This is a genomic window from Streptomyces sp. YIM 121038 (assembly GCF_006088715.1).
Taxonomy (GTDB): domain Bacteria; phylum Actinomycetota; class Actinomycetes; order Streptomycetales; family Streptomycetaceae; genus Streptomyces.
On sequence record NZ_CP030771.1, the window covers coordinates 7,897,786 to 7,914,876 of the forward strand.

Below are 17,091 nucleotides of genomic sequence, written 5' to 3' on the forward strand. Positions count from 1 at the left end.
AAAGGGAATGGACGGGAATGCGTGGGAGAAAGGTGCGGCGTGTCTTTATGAGGCGGCGGGGACCGTGGTCAGGGAAAGGGCCGGGTCCTGCGACAGGATTTCCGTGTGACGGCGCTGGAGCACGATTCCGGGCTGTACGCCCAGTTCCTCGTCGAGCCGTCGGCGGGTGGCGTGGAACAGCTCCAGGGCCTCCGCCTGCCGCCCGGTGCGGTAGAGGGCGAGCATGAGGAGCTCGCAGAAGCGTTCGCGCAGCGGGTGCTCGGCGACCAGGCGGCGCAGCTCGGCCACCGCCCGCGAGGCGTCGCCGACGGCGAGACGGGCGCGGATCAGGTCCTCCCGGACCGTGAGCCGCCGCTCGTCGAAGAGCGCGGCGGCGCCCCGGCAGCGCAGCCCGTCGCCGGCGTCGAGCAGCGCGGGCCCCTGCCACAGGTCGAGCCCGGCCTTGAGCAGCTCGATGGCCCGCTCCGGGCGCGCGTCGAGCGCCGCGGCGCCGCGTGAGGCCAGGTCGAGGAAGGTGTTGCCGTCGACGCAGCCCGGCGGCACGTCGAGCAGATAGCCGCCGCGCACCGCGCGCAGCACGGTCGTGCCCCGGAGCCGCTCCTCGTGGCCGTCGAGCACCTTGCGCAGCCGGGTGGCGTGCGCCTGGAGCGCGTTGCGGGTGTTGCCGAGGGGCCGGCCCGCCCACAGCTCGTCCGCGAGGTCCGCGTGCGCGACGGCCCGGCCCGCGTCGAGGGCGAGGACGGCGAGCATCGCCCGCACCTTGTCGGCCTGGATTCCGTGGCGTTTTCCCCCGGTGGCCACGGAAACCGGTCCCAGGACAGTGATGTGCATGTCGTTCCTCCCCCGATGAACAGCGAAAGGTGCAGGAGACAGCAGAAGGTGCGGACGGGCGGCGAAAGGCGGCAGGGCGGAAGAAGGCTCAGGGGCACCACCGGCCCCGTTCCTTTTCGGTCGTGTACGAGTTTCCCAGGGTCGGGCAGGCGGTGCCATCGGCCGCCTGACGGGTTTCCCGGCGGAATGCCGCGTCGAATTTCGGAGTGCCGGATCGGTCATCCGTTGAGACGGGCCGGGGCCATCTCAACGGATGGCCTCCGGAGGCGGAGGCTCCGGCTCTCTGGACAAGCCATTGAACGAGCGTTTAGTCTGCTGTACATGCGTTCAATGCCCGATGACCGCACGACCCGGGCGGTCATCCGAGACGAGGCCCTGCGGCTCTTCGCCGCCCACGGCCCCGACGTCGTCACCGTCCGCCAGATCGCCACGGCGGCGGGGGTCTCCCCGGGGCTCGTCGTCCACCACTTCCGCTCCAAGGACGGCCTGCGCCAGGAGGTCGACCAGTACGTCCTCACCGTCTTCGAGCAGCTGCTCGGCGAGTTGACGGGGGACGAGGGGCCGGAGCTGTTCGAGGAGCCGGCGTCCGCCACGGCGAGCCCGCTCGGCGAGGTCTTCCTGCGCCATCTGCCCGTCGGCTCGCCGCTGCCCGGCTATCTGCGCAGGCTCCTGCTGTCGGACACGGAGGCGGGCCGCGGCCTGTTCCACCGGCTCTACGCGATGAGCAGGGAGACCCTGGACGGCCTCGCCGAGTCCGGTGCCGCGTCGCGCGGCAGGGACCCGCAGGTGCGTGCCGCGCTGCTGCTGGTCAACGACCTCTCGGTGTTCCTGCTGCGGGAGCAGCTCACGGCGGTCCTCGGCGTCGACCCGCTGTCGGCGATGGGCCTGGCCCGCTGGGGGCCCGAGCTCCTGAGCATCTACGCGGGCGGGCTGAACGCGGAGCCCACAGCACCGGAAGCAGAAGGAGGCCAGGCATGACCGGCAGGCCACAGGCCGCACTCACCGCCCGGGACGTCCACAAGGCGTTCGGCAAGCACCAGGTCCTGCGCGGCGCCGACCTCACGGTCGAACCCGGCCAACTGGTCGCCGTGGTCGGCGAGAACGGCGCGGGCAAGTCCACCTTCCTCAAGGCCGTCGCGGGCACCCTGCGCGTCGACCGGGGCGAGGTCCGGCTCCGCGGCGAGCTCGGCTACTGCCCGCAGGACCCCGTGCTCAACGCCAACCTCACCGTGGACCAGCACTTACGGTACTTCGCCGCCGCCCACCGGCTGAGCGGCCTGGGCCGCGCCGACGAACTGGTGGAGCTCCTCGGCTTCGAGAAGTACCGCGCCACCCCCGCGGGCGATCTGTCCGGCGGCACCCGGCAGAAGCTCAACCTCACCCTGGCCCTGCTCCACGACCCGGACGTCCTGCTCCTCGACGAGCCGTACCAGGGCTTCGACTGGGAGACGTATCTGCGCTTCTGGGACCTGGTCGACACGCTGCACGAGCGCGACAAGGCCGTCGTCGTGATCACCCATCTGGTCTTCGAGCAGGAGCGGTTCGACCTCCTCGCCGACCTCGTCGACGGCCGTCTCGCGCCGCGCACGTCCGAGGGGGACAGGGAGCGCCGCCATGCCGCAGCTTGACGTCTTCACGGACCGGCCGCGGTACGGGCAGTTCCCGACCGCCCTGCGGTTCTCCGTGCGCGAGCAGAGCCGCAACCGCCTCGCGGCCCTGCTCCTCGTGCTGTTCGTGCCCGTCTGGTACCTGCTGATGACCTCGATCGCCGGGGACAAGGCCCTGGACTTCAAGCTGTACGCGACGGGCGAGGTGCTGCACGTCGACGGCCGGCACATCACGCTGATCACCGCGGGCCTCAACTCGCTCACGATGATCTCCGGCTTCGTCGTCTTCGACGCGGTGCGCAAGGCCCTCGCCTTCGACCGGCGCCTGGCCTTCGCCGGATACCGCCAGTCCACCCTGATCGGCGCCAAGATGCTGGCCATCGGCATCGTCGCGGGCACCATCGCGCTCTACACCGCGCTCGCCCTGCTGCTCCACTGGCGTCCCGGGTTCACCGGCTGGGCCACGATCCTCGCCGGGTTCCTGGCCATGACCCTCACCTACGGCTCGCTCGGCCTCCTCCTCGGCGTCCTGGTCAGAAACGACCTGGAGGGCTTCTTCCTCATCATCATGGGCGGGCTCACCGACACGTTCCTGCAGAACCCGCTCGGCAACCCGGCCGCCAACAAGCCGGTCCTGCAGTACTTCCCGTCGTTCGGGCCGATGCAGTTCTCCGCGGGCGGCGCGCTCGGCGACACCGTCCTGTGGCGCTACCTCGGGCTCGGCCTGGCCTGGGCGGCGTTCTTCGCCCTCGTCGGTCTGGCCGTGTTCCACTTCAGGACCCGCGGCCGCCGCCCCGGGCGGTGACGGCGGCCCGGGCCCCGGGCGTCCCCGCGCCGCTCAGGCCCCGGCCCGCATCCGGCGCAGGGACGCCACCAACTGGTCCACCTCGTCGGAGGTGTTGTAGAGCGCGAACGAGGCACGGGCCGCGGACTCCAGGCCGTAGTGCGCGAGCGCGGGCTGCGCGCAGTGGTGGCCCGCGCGCACGGCGATCCCGTCCCGGTCGAGCCAGTCCGCGACCGAGGCCGGGTCGTGGCCCGCGAGCGTGAAGGTGAGCACCGCGATCCGCTCGGCCGCGGAGCCGATCACCTCAAGGCCGGGGACCGTCGCCATGGTCTGCGTCGCGTACGCCATGAGCGCGTTCTCGTACGCGGCGACGGCCTCCCGGTCGAAGGACCGCAGCCAGTCGATCGCCGCCAGGAGCCCGACCACGCCGGAGATGTGGCCGGTGCCCGCCTCCAGGAGGTGCGGCATCGGCGCGAACGTCGTCCGCTCGAAGCTCACCGACTCGATCATGTTGCCGCCGCCCTGCCACGGGCGCATCGCCTCCGTCATCCCGGGCGCCGTGTACAGGGCTCCGATGCCCGTCGGGGCGAACAGCTTGTGCCCGGAGAACACGTAGAAGTCCGCGCCCAACTGCTGGACGTCCACCGGCATGTGGGCCACCGCCTGCGCGCCGTCCACGAGGACCCGCGCGTCGTAGCGGTGGGCGAGCGCGGCCATCTCCGCGACCGGCGGCACGGTGCCGAGGACGTTCGAGGCCTGGCTGACCACCACGAGCTGGGTGCGCGCGGACAGCAGGTCGGCGTACGCCTTCTGGTCGATCTCTCCCTCGGGCGTGAGCGGCACCGGGACCACGCGCGCGTGGGTCTCCTTCGCCAGGAGCTGCCACGGGACGATGTTGGAGTGGTGCTCCAGGACCGGTACGAGGATCTCGTCGCCCGGTTGCAGCACGGAGCGGCCCCAGCTCTGTGCCACCAGGTTGATGCCCTCGGTGGTGCCCCGGACGAAGGCGATGTTCTCCGGCGACGCCGCGCCGAGGAGTTCCGCGACCGCCGTGCGGCCCGCCTCGTACAGCTCGGTTGCCTCGCGCGCCATGGTGTGCGCGCCCCGGTGGATGTTGGAGTTGGCCGCGCCGTAGTACGCGGAGAGGGCCTCGATGACCTGGCGGGGCTTCTGGGTGGTGGCCCCGTTGTCGAGCCAGACCAGGGGGTGTCCGTTCACCGTCCGGTGCAGGATCGGGACGTCCTTGCGGGCCTGCTCGGGGGTGAAGCCGCCGGGCGCGGTGGTGGGCAGGGCCGCGAGGGCGTCCTCGGGGGACGCCGTGGGCACCGGGGCCGGGGCGGCGGACATACCGGGTGCGGCGGGCGTTCCGGGCGCCGTGGGTGCCGTGACGGCGGGCACGTCGGCCGGCACCGGCGCCGACACCGCCGAGGGCACCTGGGTGGGCACCTGTGCGGGTGCCCGCAGCAGGGCCCTGAGGTCGGGAACGTCAGGAGTAGTCATGGTAGTTGTTCACCTCGACGTTCTGGAGCACGGCGATGGCGTCCTCGACCAGGACCGCCGTGTTGAAGTACGCCGTCATCAGGTACGAGGTGATGCCCTTCTGGTCGGTGCCCATGTTCCGCATGGACAGACCGGGCTCGACCTCGTCGGAGACCTCGCCGGGGCGCAGGCCCACGACGCCGCGGTCGGCCTCGCCCAGGCGCATCAGGAGGATCTCCGTGGTGCCGACGGCCGCGGCCGAGCCGCCGGCGCCGTTCGCCCGTACGCCGTTGCTGAAGGGCACCTTGTCGGAGGGGATCAGCGGCACTCCGCGCCAGGTCAGCAGCGGGCTGCCGAACCTGTTGTCGGTGACCGGGGGCACGCCCCGCCGCGTACACTCGCGCCCGAACGCGGCGATGGCCTTGGGGTGCGCGAGGAAGTAGCCGGGCTGCTTCCACACCCGGGCGAGCAGCTCGTCGAGGTCGTCGGGCGTGGGCGAGCCGGTGCGGGTCTGTACGCGCTGGCCCGGGGCCACGTTGTGGAAGAGGCCGAACTCGGGGTGGTTGAGCAGCGCCGCCTCCTGCCGCTCGCGCAGCGCCTCGATGGTGAGCAGCGCCTGCTGGCGGGTCTGGTCGAAGTCGCCGCTGTACACGTCGTGGACGCGGGTGTGCACGCGCAGGATCGTCTGCGCGAGCGTCATGTGGTACTCGCGCGGGGTGTCCTCGTAGTCGACGTACGTGGCGGGCAGGTCGGGCTCGCCGACGTGGCCCGAGGTGAGGTCGACGGGCACCTCGGAGCCGGGCCGCAGGCCGTTGCCGGAGGCGTAGGCGGCCAGGGAGCCGCAGACGTTCTCGTCGCGGTCGGCGAGGGCGGCGAGCGCGCGGCGCTCGGCGCACAGGGCGAGACCGGGGGTGAGGGCCTGCACGCGGTAGGGCGTGGCCTCCTCGCGGGTCCAGGCGCCGAGGTCGAAGAACTGGCCGTCACCGATCACGTCGATGAGCTGCTCCTCGCCGTAGCGCCCGGTCACGCGCTTCTCGGCGCGGCCCTGCACGATGATCCACAGGCGGTCGGCGGGGTCGCCCTCCTGCGCGAGGACCTGTCCGGGCTCGAAGCGCACCTCGGTGAACGCGTCGGCGAGTTCGGTCAGCAGGGACTCGTCGGCCTCGCGCAGATACGGCAGTTCGCGCAGGTCGCCGGGGACGACGCGGGGGGAGCCGCCGTCGCTGTGGGTGGCTATGCGGTCGTCGCCCAGCACGAAGGTGCGGCGCCGGTTGACGCGGTACACACCGGACTTGAGGTCCACCCACGGCAGCGCGCGCAGCAGATAGCGCGGGGTGGTGCCGAGCATCTGCGGTGCCGTCTTGGTCGCGGTCGCGAGCTGCCGTGCCGCATCCGGTGCGAGCGAAAGGCGGTCGTTCACGGGGACCTCCCAGGAGGGAAACGAAGAGCGGAATCGGACAGGGCCGATCGTCTTCTCGTGGCCCCATGACCACAAGGTGTGACTTTTCAATCACTTTTGGTGTTCGGCTGGAAAAAGCCGAACTTGGGAGCCAATGGCGAGCCGGTCCGGCCCGGTACGGCGGCAAAGCCCTGCCCCGTTCGACCGGCCGGACACCTTCACTCGGCATATGCGGCCGAATATGCCTCCTTGCTAACGTTTTGCGACCCCTAAAGAGACGCTTATGCAAGGGCTTTCGACACATCCGATCAGCTCCGCTGATGGGGGATCGTCACCGGCAGCTCGCCCTGGCGGACGGTCACGGTCCGCGTCGGCGCGGGGACCGGGATGCCCTCGGCCCGGTAGCGGCGGTGCAGCCGCTTGATGAACTCGTGCTTGATCCGGTACTGGTCGCTGAACTCGCCCACGCCCAGGATCACCGTGAAGCCGATCCGGGAGTCGCCGAAGGTGTGGAAGCGGATCGCGGCCTCGTGGTGCGGCAGGGCGCCGGTGATCTCGGTCATCACCTCGTCGACGACCTCGATGGTGACGCGCTCCACCTGGTCCAGGTCGCTCTCGTAGCCGACGCCCGCCTGCACCAGGATCGACAGCTCCTGCTCCGGCTGGCTGTAGTTGGTCATGTTGGTGCCGGCGAGCTTGCCGTTGGGGATGATCACGAGGTTGTTGGAGAGGTTGCGCACCACCGTGTTGCGCCAGTTGATGTCGACGACATAGCCCTCCTCACCGCTGGTCAGCCGGATGTAGTCACCGGGCTGCACGGTCTTCGCGGCGAGGATGTGCACGCCCGCGAAGAGGTTCGCGAGGGTGTCCTGGAGCGCGAGCGCCACCGCGAGGCCACCGACGCCCAGGGCGGTGAGCAGCGGCGCGATGGACACGCCGAGGGTCTGCAGGACGACGAGGAAACCGATCGCCAGCACCACGACGCGCGTGATGTTGACGAATATGGTCGCCGAGCCCGCCACGCCCGAGCGCGACTGGGCCAGGGACTTCACGAGCCCCGCCACGATCCGCGCCGCGGTGACCGTGGCGGCGAGGATCAGCAGCGCCGTCAGGACGAGCGTGACGTTGCGTCCGGTGCGCGGCGTCAGCGGCAGCGCGGCGGCCGCGGCGGCCAGGCCCGCGACGATCGCGGCGCACGGCACGATGGCGCGCGCCGCGTCGACCATCACGTCGTCGCCGCTCCACCGGGTGCGGGTGGCGCGCACGCCGAGCCAGCGCAGCGTCGTCCGCGAGAGCAGCGCGGCCGCGATGCCGCAGACCACGGCGATCCCGGCGAACATCAGGTCGTGCAGGGTGAGGGCTCGGTCCATCAATGGGCTCCCGTGGTCGGCCGGTTCGCTCCGTGTCCGGTGGCGCGCACGTCGCCGCGCGGTGACACGGCCGCCCATCCTGCCCTACCCGTACGACCCCTCCGCACCGGGCCCCACCTGCGATCTTCCCGGCGGCCTCGCCCTCAGAGGACCAGGCGCAGCGCCCCCTCGGCCACCCCCACCCGCACGCTCTGCCCCCAGCCGAGCTCCAGGGCGTCGTTCTCCATGCCGTCGCCGAAGACGACGAGGCGGTCCGACTCGGCGGTGAGCCACAGGCGCTGACCGGCCGCCAGTTCGCCGCGCACCAGGGTGGTGCCGGTCGTGGGGGACGGCCAGGCCTCGCGCACGCACCACAGCAGGCGGGGGTCCGTCGGGCCCGGCGGCCGCGGCTCGCCCTCCGGGCGCGGCCACAGCGACCGCAGCCAGCCGGTGGCCCCGGTGCCGGTGCCGATGACCACGCCGGACGAGGCCTGGGGCTCCGGGTCCGCCGGGCCCGCCGCGGAGCCGATGCGGTAGCGGGCGGTCTGGTGCCCGGCGGACCCGACGTAGATCTCGTTGAGGGCGCGCAGGCGCCGGCCGTCGTCGGTGACCGCCTCGGCCATGGTGAGCTCCGCGGCCCCGGGGGCGCCCGCCGCCGCGTGCGGGAGCAGCTTCGCCGTGTCGCGGGCCCGGTGCCGCACCAGGACGCCCGCGTTGCGCCCCGGCTCGGCGTCGACGCCGATGACGGGCTGGCCCGTCAGGTACTTGGCCGCGTTGGCGACGAGCCCGTCCTGCCCGACCACGACCACCACGTCCTCGGGCGCGAACAGGAACCGGTCGAGGTCCGCGCGCTCCACCCGGGTGTGCCGCCAGCGCAGCGGCACCGCGGCCGCCGCGTCGGCGAGGGCGCGCCGGGTGCGCCGGTGCCGCTCCGCCACCTCCTCGACGGCGCGCCCGCGCGAGGACAGGAAGAACGCGGCCTGCCCGTGCGTGCCGTGCCGGGCGATCAGCTCCTCGTACTCGGTGCGCCGGTGCACGAGGACGGCGCGCGGCGCGAGGCTCATGACGGGGCGCCCTGGCCCGTGCCGCTCCCGGAGTCCCGGCCCAGCTTCGCGAGCAGCCCCGTGAGGACGTCCGGCGACAGGGTGAGGCTCTCGATGCGCGGCACGTTCTCGGCGAGGCGGGTGGCGGCCAGGGCGTGCAGGGTGGCCGCGTCGGCGCTCGCGTGCGCCGCGAGCCAGGCGGTCTGCGCCGCCGCGCGGGCGTCGCCGACGGCGCGGGCCGCCTCCGCGTCGGCCCGCGCGATGCGCACAGTGCGGGCGGCCTCCGCCTCGGCGCGCACGGCGTCGGCGGCGGCGTTCTCCTCGGCCTCGCGGCGCGCGTTGGTGCCGCGCTGCTCGACCAGGCGCTCCTCCTGGCGGGCGAGTTCGATGCGGCTCGCCAGCTCGTTCTCGGCGATGGCGCGCTCGCGCTCGACGGCCACCGCCCTGCGCTCGTACGTGGCCCGGTCCGCGTCCTGCTGCACGCGCTCGCGCGCCGGGGTGCGCAGGGCCCGCTCCACCTCGGGCTCGGGCCGGATCGCGACGACGCGTACGGCGACGACGTCGAGGCCCGTCGCGGGCAGCCGGGGCTCGGCCGCGAGGCCCTCGGTGACGCGCTCGCGGACCGCCGTGACCCCGTCGGCGAGCGCGGCCGCGAGCGGCGTGCGGGCGAGCAGGTCCAGGGCGTGCTGCTGCGCCGACTCGGTGAGCAGCGTGGACAGTTGCTCCAGGGGAGCGGACCGCCAGGAGCCGGTGTCCGGGTCCACGGAGAAGTCGAGGCGGGCGGCGGCGAGCGCCGGGTCGCTGATCCGGTACGTCACGGTGGCCTGCACGGTGACGTCCTGGAAGTCGGCGGTGCGGGCGTGGAAGAGGACCGCCAACTCGCGGTCGTCCACCGGCACTTCGGACAGGGCGGCACTCAGCGGCCGGAACCAGAAGCTGAGCCCAGGCCCGTCGTGGCGCAGTCGGCCGCCCTGGTGGTGGCGGATGTGAGCGGTGGGCGCGGAACGCAGATGGCGCAGGCCGAGGCGCCGGGTGATGTCGGCCATGATGGGACCTCCCCGTTTTTCGTCACCTCGACGATATTGGGCCCCCTTCTTATCGTCAAGGTGACCCGAACCTCACTCCTTCCGCCCCACCCCCGCGTACAACGGCACCCGCGTCCCGTCCCGTGTCTCGTCGACGCCCAGTTCGGGCCGCCAGTCCGGGGGCTGCACCAGGCCCGGTGCGAGGAGCGTGCACCCGGTGAAGAAGCGCTCCGTCTCCGCGCGCGTGCGCGGCACGAGCGTGACCCCGCCCGTCGTGTACTGGTCCACGGCCTCGCCGACCCACGCGGTCTCCTGGTCGCCCGACAGCTGGGAGAGCACCAGATGACTGCCGGGCGCGAGCGCGTCGAGGAGGCGGGCGACGATCGCGTGGGCGCCGTCGTCGTCGGTGAGGAAGTGCGTCACGGCGACGAGGGAGAGCGCGACGGGCCGTCCGAGGTCCAGGACCTCCGCGGCGCGTTCGAGGACGAGGCCGGGGTCGCGCGCGTCCGCCTCGACGAACGCCGTGGCCCCGGCCCCGGTCCCGTTGAGGAGCCCCGCCGCGTGCACGCGGACCAGCGGGTCGTGGTCCACGTACACCACCCGCGCCTCGGGGGCGAGGTCCTGTGCGACGCGGTGGAGGTTCGGCTCCGTCGGGATGCCGCTGCCGATGTCGAGGAACTGGCGCACTCCGGCCGGGCCCGCGAGCTGGCGTGTCGCGCGCTGCATGAACCAGCGGTTGTGCCGCGCGCCGTACCGGGCGGTCGCGTCGAGCTCCACGATGCGCGAACCGAACTCCGCGTCCGCCGGGTAGTGGTGGGTGCCGCCCAAGAACCAGTCGTAGACGCGGGCGGGGTGCGGCCTCCCGGTGTCGGTATCGGTGGCGTTGGCGTCGGCGTTGGCGTCGGCGGCTTCGAAGGGCGCTGCTGCCATCCGGTAACTCCTCTGGGATGCTGGGGCGTTCGGGGCGCCGGCGGGGCGGGCCCCGTACGCAAGGGTCCGTACGCGAAGTCCGTACGCCACGAGTCCACACGCGAAGACCCCGTACGCGAAAGTCCGCGCACGGGGTCTTCCCGGCGCCCGCTCTTTCTGCAACTCTCCTACCAAATCCCGGCGGCGAGGGGCTTCCACCCGCCAGCGGGGCTCCGCCACCACGACTCCCGGGGTGCAGAAGTGATGCGGAAACGGACGCGCGGCCACGACCTGGCCGGGCTGCGCCGTCTGAACACCACCGTCATCCTCCGCGCCCTGCACCGCCGCAGCCCCCAGACCCTCGCCGAACTCGCCGCGGGCACCGGCCTGTCCCGGCCCACCGTCGAGGCCGTCCTGGAGGACCTCGTCGCACGGGCCTGGGTCACGGAGGCCGCGGCGGGGGAGCGCGCCCGGGGCCGTCCCGCACGGCGGTTCCGCTTCCGGAGCGAGGCCGGGTACGTCCTCGGCGCCGACATAGGGTTGCACAAGATGGTGCTGCTCCTCGCCGACCTCGGCGGCACCGTCCTCGCCGCCGAACGCGCCGACATCGACCCGCTGCTGGGCGGCGGCCCCCGGCTCGAACTGCTCCAGCGCGCCACGGACGCCTTCCTGGACGCGCACGCCGTGCGCCGCGACACCCTCCTCGCGCGCTGCGTCGGCGTGCCCGGCGTCGTCGACGCGGGCGGCTACCTCACCTCGTTCGTCGTGCCGGAATGGTCCGGCGTGGACCTGCGGCGGCTGCTCTCCGACGGCGAGCCGGGCCACTCGCTCGTGGAGAACGACGTGAACCTCGCCGTCCTCGCCGAGCGCTGGCAGGGCGCCGCGACGCTCGCGGGCGACGTCGTGTGCGTCCTCACCGGACACCGCGTCTCCTGCGCCCTGACCATCGGCGGGCAACTGCACCGCGGCGGCCGGGGCGGCGCGGGGGAGCTCGGCCTGCTGCCGCTGCTCGGCCTCGACACCGCGCAGGAGGCCCTGACCTGGCCGGGGCCGCGGCGCCCCGGCGAGTCCGAGGTGGCCGCGCTCGCCCGCGCCGCGGACCGCGCGGAGCCGCGCGCCCTCGCCGCCATCGGCGACTTCGCCGAGCGGCTCACGCCCGGCATCGCCGCCCTCGCGCTCGCCGTCGACCCCGAGCTGATCGTGCTCACCGGCGGTGCGACCCCGCTCGGCACGCACCTCGTGCCGCTCCTGGAGACGCGTCTGCGTCCGCTGACGCTGCACGTGCCGAGGATCGCGGTCAGCTCCCTCGGCGAGCGCGGCGTGGCCCTCGGCGCGGTGCGCAAGGCCCTCGACCTCGTGGAGGAGGAACTGCTCGCGGACACGGCCGACTAGGCGACGCCCGGCGGCCCCCACTCCCAACCCCACCCGAAGCGGAGGCACGTATGCGCAGGAGGACCCTCCTCTGCTCTGGCCTTGCGGCGGCGTCGGCGCCCGCGCTCGCCGCCTGCGCGGACCAGGGCGGCGGCGGCAGCGAAGGCGGCGGCCGCGGCACGCTCTCGTACGGCATGTGGGACCCGGCGCAGGTGCCGGGCATGAAGCGGATCATCGCGGCCTTCCAGCGGCGCAACCCCGGGATATCCGTGCGCATCGAGCTCACCCCGTGGGCCAGCTACTGGACCACCCTGAAGACCTCGATGCGCGGCGGCACCGCCCCCGACGTGTTCTGGATGAACGCCGTCAACTTCCAGCTGTACGCGGCGCACGGCGTCCTGGAGCCCCTCTCCGAGCGCATCGCACGCGACGCCACCCCGCTGGACCGCCACCCCGCGCAGCTCGTCAGGCTCTACGCCTACGACGGAACTCAGTACGGCATCCCGAAGGACTTCGACACCATCGGGCTCTGGTACAACAAGGCCCTCTTCGACAAGGCGCGCGTCCCCTACCCCGACTCCACCTGGACGTGGGACGACCTGCGCGACGCCGCCGCCGAGCTGACCGACCCGCACGAGCGCGTGCACGGCTTCGCCGCCGAGATGCAGCGCCAGATCGTCATCTACCCCTGCGTCTATGGAGCGGGCGGCTACGTCCTGCGCGACGGGCACTCCGGCTTCGGCGACGACCGGACCGTCGAGGGCCTCCGCTTCCTCACCGACATGATCGACCGGGGCTGGTCGCCGCCGCAGAGCGCGATGGTGGAGAACATCGGCCGGGTCCGCTTCTGGTCGGAGAAGACCGCCATGGTGTACGACCTGTCGGCGATGGCCGGGCAGATGTACGCCGTGCCCGCCCTCAAGGACCACGCGGGCGTCACGGTCCTGCCCAAGGGCCGCGAGCGGGCCACCGTCATCCACGGCCTGGCGAACGTGGTCTCCGCCAAGAGCGACAAGAAGGCCGCCGCCTGGAAGTTCGTGCACTTCATGGCGGGCCGCGAGGCCGCCGAGATCCAGGCGGGTTCGGGGGTGACGATCTCCAGTCACACCGGCACCCAGGACGCCTGGATCAGCTCGATGCCGGAGTTCGACCTGCGGAACTTCATCGCCATGAAGAAGTACGCCGTGCCCTACCCCAGCTCGAAGAACACCGCCGTCTGGGAGAACCTCCAATATCCGCTCCTCGGTGCCGCGTTCAGCGGCAAGGGCGGGATCGAGGGTGCCGCGCGCACCCTGGGCGAGCAGATGGACCGGGCCCTGAAGGAGGAGCGCGACCGATGAGTGTCTTCCCCGCGACCGCCGCCGCGAAGGCGGCCGACCGGCGCGCCGCCCGCACCGGGGGCACCGGCCCCGCGAGCCGGAACCAGCGCGCCGCGTATCTGTTCATCGCGCCCCTCGGCCTCGGCTTCGCCCTCTTCTACTTCTGGCCGATGATCCAGACCTTCTACTTCAGCTTCACCGAGTTCGGCCCCTTCGGCGGGCACACCTGGATCGGCGGCGACAACTACGCGCGCGTCGTCAAGGACGTCACCGTCTGGCAGGCGCTCGGCAACACCCTCGTCTACTGCGGCATCGGCCTGACCGCGCTGCCCCTCGCCCTCGTCGTCGCCTCGCTGCTCAACCGCCGCGGCCTGCGGGCCGTCCCGCTCTACCGCGCCCTGTACTTCGTGCCGTTCGTGACCCTGCCCGTTGCCGTAGGCCTGGTCTGGAACTGGCTCTACAACGGCGACTTCGGGCTCCTCAACGAGGTCCTCGGCTGGTTCGGCGTGGACCGCCACTACTGGGTCTCCGACCCCTCGACGGCCGTCTTCGCCATCGGCGCCGTCATGGTCTGGTCGACCACCGGCTACTACTTGATCATCTTCATGGCGGGCATCAAGGGCATCCCCCGGGACTACTACGAGGCCGCCGAGCTGGACGGCGCGGGCGCGGTGCGGCGCTTCTTCACCATCACGCTGCCGCTGCTCAGTCCCACGATCTTCTTCGCGTCCGTGATCTGCATGATCCAGTCGCTCCAGGTATTCGACCTGATCTACATCATGATGGGCGAGAAGAACCCGGCGGTGGGCGACACCCAGTCCGTCGTGGGCCTCTTCTACAAGTGGGCGTTCACCGAGAACGCCCAGGGCGCCGCGGCCGCCCTCGCCTTCCTCCTGATGCTGCTCATCGCGGCCCTCACGTACCTCCAGTTCCGGCTCCAGAGGAGGTGGGTGCACTATGGGTGACACGACTGCCACGCCTGCAACAGACCCTGCGGTCAAGAAAGGTGAGCTGGCGTCAGATGCCGGGCGGGCCCGTCGCCCCCGGTTCCTGCCGGGGTCGGTCGCGACCCACCTCGCACTCGGGCTCGGCGCCCTGGTGATGGTCTTCCCGTTCTGCTGGCAGCTCCTGACCGCCCTGAAGTCGCTCGCCGAGGTCTCCCGCGTCCCGCCGACGTTCCTGCCCGACGACTGGAGGTGGGCGAGCTTCGACGAGGTGTTCACGGCGCTGCCGTTCCGCGAGATGCTCACCAACAGCGCCCTGAACACCCTGGGCCGCACGGCGGGCCAGCTCGTGTTCTGCTCCCTGGCCGCCTACGCGTTCGCGCGGATGCGCTTCCGCGGCCGCGACGCGCTGTTCGGGCTCTTCCTGTCCGTCCTGATGGTGCCCAGCTCCCTGCTCGTCCTGCCGCAGTACGACATCATCCAGAGCCTCGGGCTCCTGAACTCGGCGCCCGCGCTCTTCCTGCCCGGCATGTTCAGCGCGTTCGGCACCTTCCTGCTGCGCCAGGCCTTCCTCGCGCTGCCCAGGGAGCTGGAGGAGGCCGCCCGCATCGACGGCGCGGGCTCCTTCCGCGTCTTCTGGTCCGTCATGCTGCCGCTGATCCGGCCCGCCCTCGCCGCGCTCGCCGTCATCACCGCCATGGCGGCCTGGAACGACCTGCTGTGGCCGCTGATCGTCAACACCGACCCCGAAGCCATGCCGATCAGCGCGGGACTGACCTCCCTGGAGGGCCAGTACGAGACCAACTACCCGGTGATGATGGCCGGTTCGCTCATCGCCAGCCTGCCCATGCTGCTCGTCTACGTCTTCCTCCAGCGGCACTTCGTCCAGAGCGTCGCCGCGTCCGGAGTGAAGGGATGACGGCGCCGCGGAGTTGACGTGACGCCCACCCCGTCGCCGTACGGGAACCACACCGCAGTCGCTCAGAGAGGGGCCACCGCCCTTATGCCACCGCTTTCCATCGGCCTGCTCGGCGCGGGCGGCATCGCCCGCGCCCATCTGCCCGGCTGGCTGGACCTCGGCGCCACCGTCGTCGTCCACACCCAGGACGGCTCGGGCGAGAAGCTCGCCGCCGAGTACGCCGGGCGCGGCCACCCCGTCACCGCCGTGCCCACCCTCGACGCGCTCCTGGAGCGCTCCCGCGCCGTCGACGTCTGCACCCCCACGCCCACCCACACAGAGCTCGTGCTCGCCGCGATCGCCGCGGGACGGCACGTCGTGTGCGAGAAGCCGCTCGCCCTCACGGCCGCCGACGCCGAGCGGATGGCGGCGGCCGCCGCCACCACGGGCGTCCGGCTGCACCCCGCGCACGTCGTGCGGTACTTCCCGGCGTACGCCGCCCTGCGTGACGCCGTCGTCCGCGGTGACCTCGGCCGGGTCGCCGTCCTTCGCTTCACCCGGGCCGCCGCGCGCCCGCAGTGGGCGCCCTGGTTCGGGGATCCCGCGCAGTCCGGCGGGGTCCTGATGGACCTGATGGTGCACGACATCGACATCGCCCGCTGGATCGCGGGCGACGTGGTCCGCGTGCACGCCCGCACGCGCGGCACCGAGCTGGCCACCGGCACCCCCGCCGAGGTCGTCACCGCCACCGCGGTCCTCACCCACGCCTCCGGCGCGATCAGCCAGGTGGACGGGTTGTGGGGGCTGCCGGACCAGCCGTTCCGCACGACGTTCCGGGTCGCCGGGTCCGACGGCCTTCTGCACCACGACTCGGCGGCCGTGCCCGGCTTCCGCATCACCGCGCAGGGCGTGCGCGCCCCGAACGAGGGCATCCCGTCGACGCCCATGAACGAGAGCCCCTACCTCACCCAGCTGCGCGAGTTCGCCGCGTCCTGGGACGACCCGGGGCTCGTGCCCCGGGTGCGCGCCGACGACGGCGTGGCGGCGGTGCGCGTCGCGCGGGCCGCCATCGAGTCGAGCCGCACCGGGCGGGCCGTGGAACTGGAGGAGTGCACCCGATGAAGGTCGCCGTCCTGTCGTTCGCCCACGTCCACGCGGCCGCGTATCTGCGGCTGCTGCGGGACATGCCGGGCGTGGAGGTGCTCGGCAGCGACCCGGACGCCGCGTCCGCCGCGCCCGGCGAGGCGCGCGGCCGCGCGTGCGCCGCGTCCCTCGACGTCCCGTACGCCGACACCTACGAGGAGGCCTTCGCCCGGCGGCCCGACGCCGTGGTGGTCTGCTCGGAGAACGCCCGCCACCGCCCGCTCGTGGAGCTGGCCGCCGCGCACGGCGTCGACGTGCTGTGCGAGAAGCCGCTCGCGGCCACCGTGGCCGACGGCGAGGCGATGGTCGCCGCGTGCCGTGCCGCCGGGGTGCGCCTCGCGGTCGCGCACCCGGTGCGCTTCAGCCCGGCGTACGCGGCCGTCAAACGCGCCGTGAGCGCGGGCGACACGGGCCGGGTGCTCGCCGTGTCCGGCGCGAACAACGGGCACCTGCCCACCCGTGCGCGCCGCTGGTTCGCCGACCCCGCACTCGCGGGCGGCGGCGCCCTGATGGACCACACCGTCCACATCGCCGACCTGCTCGACGACCTGCTCGGCGCCCGTGCCGTGGAGGTGTACGCGCAGACCAACAACCTCCTCTACGCGGACGAGGTCCCCGTCGAGACCAGCGGCCTGGTCACCGTCACCTACGACAACGGCGCCGTCGCCACCATCGACTGCAGCTGGTCCCACCCGCGCTCCCACCCCTCCTGGGGCGGCCTGGAACTCACGGTCGTCGGCGAGCGCGCGACCCTGGAGATGGACGCCTTCGACCAGAAGGTGCACGGCTTCAGCGAACGCCTCGGCCGCGGTGTCGAACTGCCCTACGGCGCGGACCTGGACGCGCGCATGCTCCGCGCGTTCCTCTTCGGCCCCGACCGGGACGGCGTCACCGTCCCCGACGGCGAGGCGGCCCTGCGCACCCTGCGGATCGTGGCGGCGGGGTACGCCTCGGCGCGCGAGGGGGTGCCCGTCCCGGTCTAGGCCCCGG

General features: G+C 72.8%; 16 protein-coding genes. 9 read left to right on the forward strand and 7 right to left on the reverse strand.

Annotated elements, in window-relative coordinates:
- Nucleotides 1-45: 45 nt before the first annotated feature.
- Entirely contained in the window at nucleotides 46-831 is a 786-nt protein-coding gene (locus tag C9F11_RS33795) for an AfsR/SARP family transcriptional regulator (RefSeq protein ID WP_138962898.1), read from the reverse strand.
- Between the two features lie 330 nt (nucleotides 832-1,161).
- Here C9F11_RS33795 and C9F11_RS33800 point away from each other — a divergent pair, with 330 nt between their 5' ends.
- From C9F11_RS33800 to C9F11_RS33810, 3 genes are read left to right on the forward strand one after another with little or no spacing between them, the layout of a single operon-like run.
- Nucleotides 1,162-1,809, forward strand: a complete 648-nt coding sequence (locus C9F11_RS33800; protein ID WP_138962900.1) for a TetR/AcrR family transcriptional regulator — start codon at nucleotides 1,162-1,164, stop codon at nucleotides 1,807-1,809.
- Nucleotides 1,806-2,459, forward strand: a complete 654-nt coding sequence (locus tag C9F11_RS33805) for an ABC transporter ATP-binding protein (RefSeq protein WP_138962902.1) — start codon at nucleotides 1,806-1,808, stop codon at nucleotides 2,457-2,459. Before C9F11_RS33800 ends, C9F11_RS33805 begins: the two co-directional genes overlap by 4 nt.
- Complete coding sequence (locus C9F11_RS33810; RefSeq protein ID WP_138962904.1) at nucleotides 2,446-3,243, forward strand: hypothetical protein; 798 nt, start codon at nucleotides 2,446-2,448, stop codon at nucleotides 3,241-3,243. The genes C9F11_RS33805 and C9F11_RS33810 overlap by 14 nt, the downstream gene beginning before the upstream one ends.
- Nucleotides 3,244-3,276: 33 nt before the next feature.
- Here the strand turns inward: C9F11_RS33810 and C9F11_RS33815 are convergent, their stop codons facing one another.
- From C9F11_RS33815 to C9F11_RS33840, 6 genes are all read right to left on the reverse strand, one after another.
- Nucleotides 3,277-4,722, reverse strand: a complete 1,446-nt coding sequence (locus C9F11_RS33815) for a cysteine desulfurase (protein WP_138962905.1) — start codon at nucleotides 4,720-4,722, stop codon at nucleotides 3,277-3,279.
- A complete protein-coding gene (locus C9F11_RS33820) occupies nucleotides 4,709-6,121 on the reverse strand; it encodes a family 2B encapsulin nanocompartment shell protein (protein ID WP_138962907.1) in 1,413 nt (470 codons plus the stop codon). The genes C9F11_RS33815 and C9F11_RS33820 overlap by 14 nt, the downstream gene beginning before the upstream one ends.
- Before the next feature lie 287 nt (nucleotides 6,122-6,408).
- Complete coding sequence (locus C9F11_RS33825; RefSeq protein WP_138962909.1) at nucleotides 6,409-7,470, reverse strand: mechanosensitive ion channel family protein; 1,062 nt, start codon at nucleotides 7,468-7,470, stop codon at nucleotides 6,409-6,411.
- A gap of 143 nt (nucleotides 7,471-7,613) precedes the next feature.
- Nucleotides 7,614-8,513 carry a hypothetical protein gene (locus tag C9F11_RS33830; protein ID WP_138962911.1) on the reverse strand — a complete coding sequence of 300 codons (900 nt, stop codon included), beginning with the start codon at nucleotides 8,511-8,513 and terminating at the stop codon, nucleotides 7,614-7,616.
- Nucleotides 8,510-9,538 carry an SPFH domain-containing protein gene (locus tag C9F11_RS33835; protein WP_138962913.1) on the reverse strand — a complete coding sequence of 343 codons (1,029 nt, stop codon included), beginning with the start codon at nucleotides 9,536-9,538 and terminating at the stop codon, nucleotides 8,510-8,512. The genes C9F11_RS33830 and C9F11_RS33835 overlap by 4 nt, the downstream gene beginning before the upstream one ends.
- Before the next feature lie 72 nt (nucleotides 9,539-9,610).
- Entirely contained in the window at nucleotides 9,611-10,447 is an 837-nt protein-coding gene (locus tag C9F11_RS33840) for an SAM-dependent methyltransferase (protein WP_138962915.1), read from the reverse strand.
- Nucleotides 10,448-10,690: 243 nt separating this feature from the next.
- Here C9F11_RS33840 and C9F11_RS33845 point away from each other — a divergent pair, with 243 nt between their 5' ends.
- The 6 genes from C9F11_RS33845 (at nucleotide 10,691) to C9F11_RS33870 (ending at nucleotide 17,084) form a co-directional block, all read left to right on the forward strand.
- A complete protein-coding gene (locus tag C9F11_RS33845) occupies nucleotides 10,691-11,818 on the forward strand; it encodes an ROK family transcriptional regulator (protein WP_138962917.1) in 1,128 nt (375 codons plus the stop codon).
- A 50-nt stretch (nucleotides 11,819-11,868) separates the two neighbouring features.
- Nucleotides 11,869-13,137: a sugar ABC transporter substrate-binding protein gene (locus C9F11_RS33850; RefSeq protein WP_138962919.1), complete on the forward strand. Its 1,269-nt coding sequence runs from the start codon at nucleotides 11,869-11,871 to the stop codon at nucleotides 13,135-13,137.
- Nucleotides 13,134-14,081 carry a sugar ABC transporter permease gene (locus C9F11_RS33855; RefSeq protein WP_138962921.1) on the forward strand — a complete coding sequence of 316 codons (948 nt, stop codon included), beginning with the start codon at nucleotides 13,134-13,136 and terminating at the stop codon, nucleotides 14,079-14,081. Before C9F11_RS33850 ends, C9F11_RS33855 begins: the two co-directional genes overlap by 4 nt.
- Complete coding sequence (locus C9F11_RS33860; RefSeq protein WP_249401983.1) at nucleotides 14,074-14,979, forward strand: carbohydrate ABC transporter permease; 906 nt, start codon at nucleotides 14,074-14,076, stop codon at nucleotides 14,977-14,979. Before C9F11_RS33855 ends, C9F11_RS33860 begins: the two co-directional genes overlap by 8 nt.
- Before the next feature lie 84 nt (nucleotides 14,980-15,063).
- Entirely contained in the window at nucleotides 15,064-16,080 is a 1,017-nt protein-coding gene (locus tag C9F11_RS33865) for a Gfo/Idh/MocA family oxidoreductase (RefSeq protein WP_138962923.1), read from the forward strand.
- The gene (locus C9F11_RS33870; protein WP_138962925.1) at nucleotides 16,077-17,084 is read left to right on the forward strand and encodes a Gfo/Idh/MocA family oxidoreductase; all 1,008 of its coding nucleotides are present in this window, start codon (nucleotides 16,077-16,079) and stop codon (nucleotides 17,082-17,084) included. The genes C9F11_RS33865 and C9F11_RS33870 overlap by 4 nt, the downstream gene beginning before the upstream one ends.
- The last annotated feature ends 7 nt before the right edge of the window (nucleotides 17,085-17,091 follow it).

What these genes read in the sequence shown, in the direction of transcription:
- C9F11_RS33825 (WP_138962909.1), bottom strand. Translation starts at nt 7,470, where the DNA reads ATGGACCGAGCCCTCACCCTGCACGACCTGATGTTCGCCGGGATCGCC.
- C9F11_RS33860 (WP_249401983.1), top strand. Translation starts at nt 14,074, where the DNA reads ATGGGTGACACGACTGCCACGCCTGCAACAGACCCTGCGGTCAAGAAA.
- C9F11_RS33835 (WP_138962913.1), bottom strand. Translation starts at nt 9,538, where the DNA reads ATGGCCGACATCACCCGGCGCCTCGGCCTGCGCCATCTGCGTTCCGCG.
- C9F11_RS33810 (WP_138962904.1), top strand. Translation starts at nt 2,446, where the DNA reads ATGCCGCAGCTTGACGTCTTCACGGACCGGCCGCGGTACGGGCAGTTC.
- C9F11_RS33830 (WP_138962911.1), bottom strand. Translation starts at nt 8,513, where the DNA reads ATGAGCCTCGCGCCGCGCGCCGTCCTCGTGCACCGGCGCACCGAGTAC.
- C9F11_RS33870 (WP_138962925.1), top strand. Translation starts at nt 16,077, where the DNA reads ATGAAGGTCGCCGTCCTGTCGTTCGCCCACGTCCACGCGGCCGCGTAT.
- C9F11_RS33815 (WP_138962905.1), bottom strand. Translation starts at nt 4,722, where the DNA reads ATGACTACTCCTGACGTTCCCGACCTCAGGGCCCTGCTGCGGGCACCC.
- C9F11_RS33865 (WP_138962923.1), top strand. Translation starts at nt 15,064, where the DNA reads ATGCCACCGCTTTCCATCGGCCTGCTCGGCGCGGGCGGCATCGCCCGC.
- C9F11_RS33800 (WP_138962900.1), top strand. Translation starts at nt 1,162, where the DNA reads ATGCCCGATGACCGCACGACCCGGGCGGTCATCCGAGACGAGGCCCTG.
- C9F11_RS33840 (WP_138962915.1), bottom strand. Translation starts at nt 10,447, where the DNA reads ATGGCAGCAGCGCCCTTCGAAGCCGCCGACGCCAACGCCGACGCCAAC.
- C9F11_RS33795 (WP_138962898.1), bottom strand. Translation starts at nt 831, where the DNA reads ATGCACATCACTGTCCTGGGACCGGTTTCCGTGGCCACCGGGGGAAAA.
- C9F11_RS33845 (WP_138962917.1), top strand. Translation starts at nt 10,691, where the DNA reads ATGCGGAAACGGACGCGCGGCCACGACCTGGCCGGGCTGCGCCGTCTG.
- C9F11_RS33855 (WP_138962921.1), top strand. Translation starts at nt 13,134, where the DNA reads ATGAGTGTCTTCCCCGCGACCGCCGCCGCGAAGGCGGCCGACCGGCGC.
- C9F11_RS33850 (WP_138962919.1), top strand. Translation starts at nt 11,869, where the DNA reads ATGCGCAGGAGGACCCTCCTCTGCTCTGGCCTTGCGGCGGCGTCGGCG.
- C9F11_RS33805 (WP_138962902.1), top strand. Translation starts at nt 1,806, where the DNA reads ATGACCGGCAGGCCACAGGCCGCACTCACCGCCCGGGACGTCCACAAG.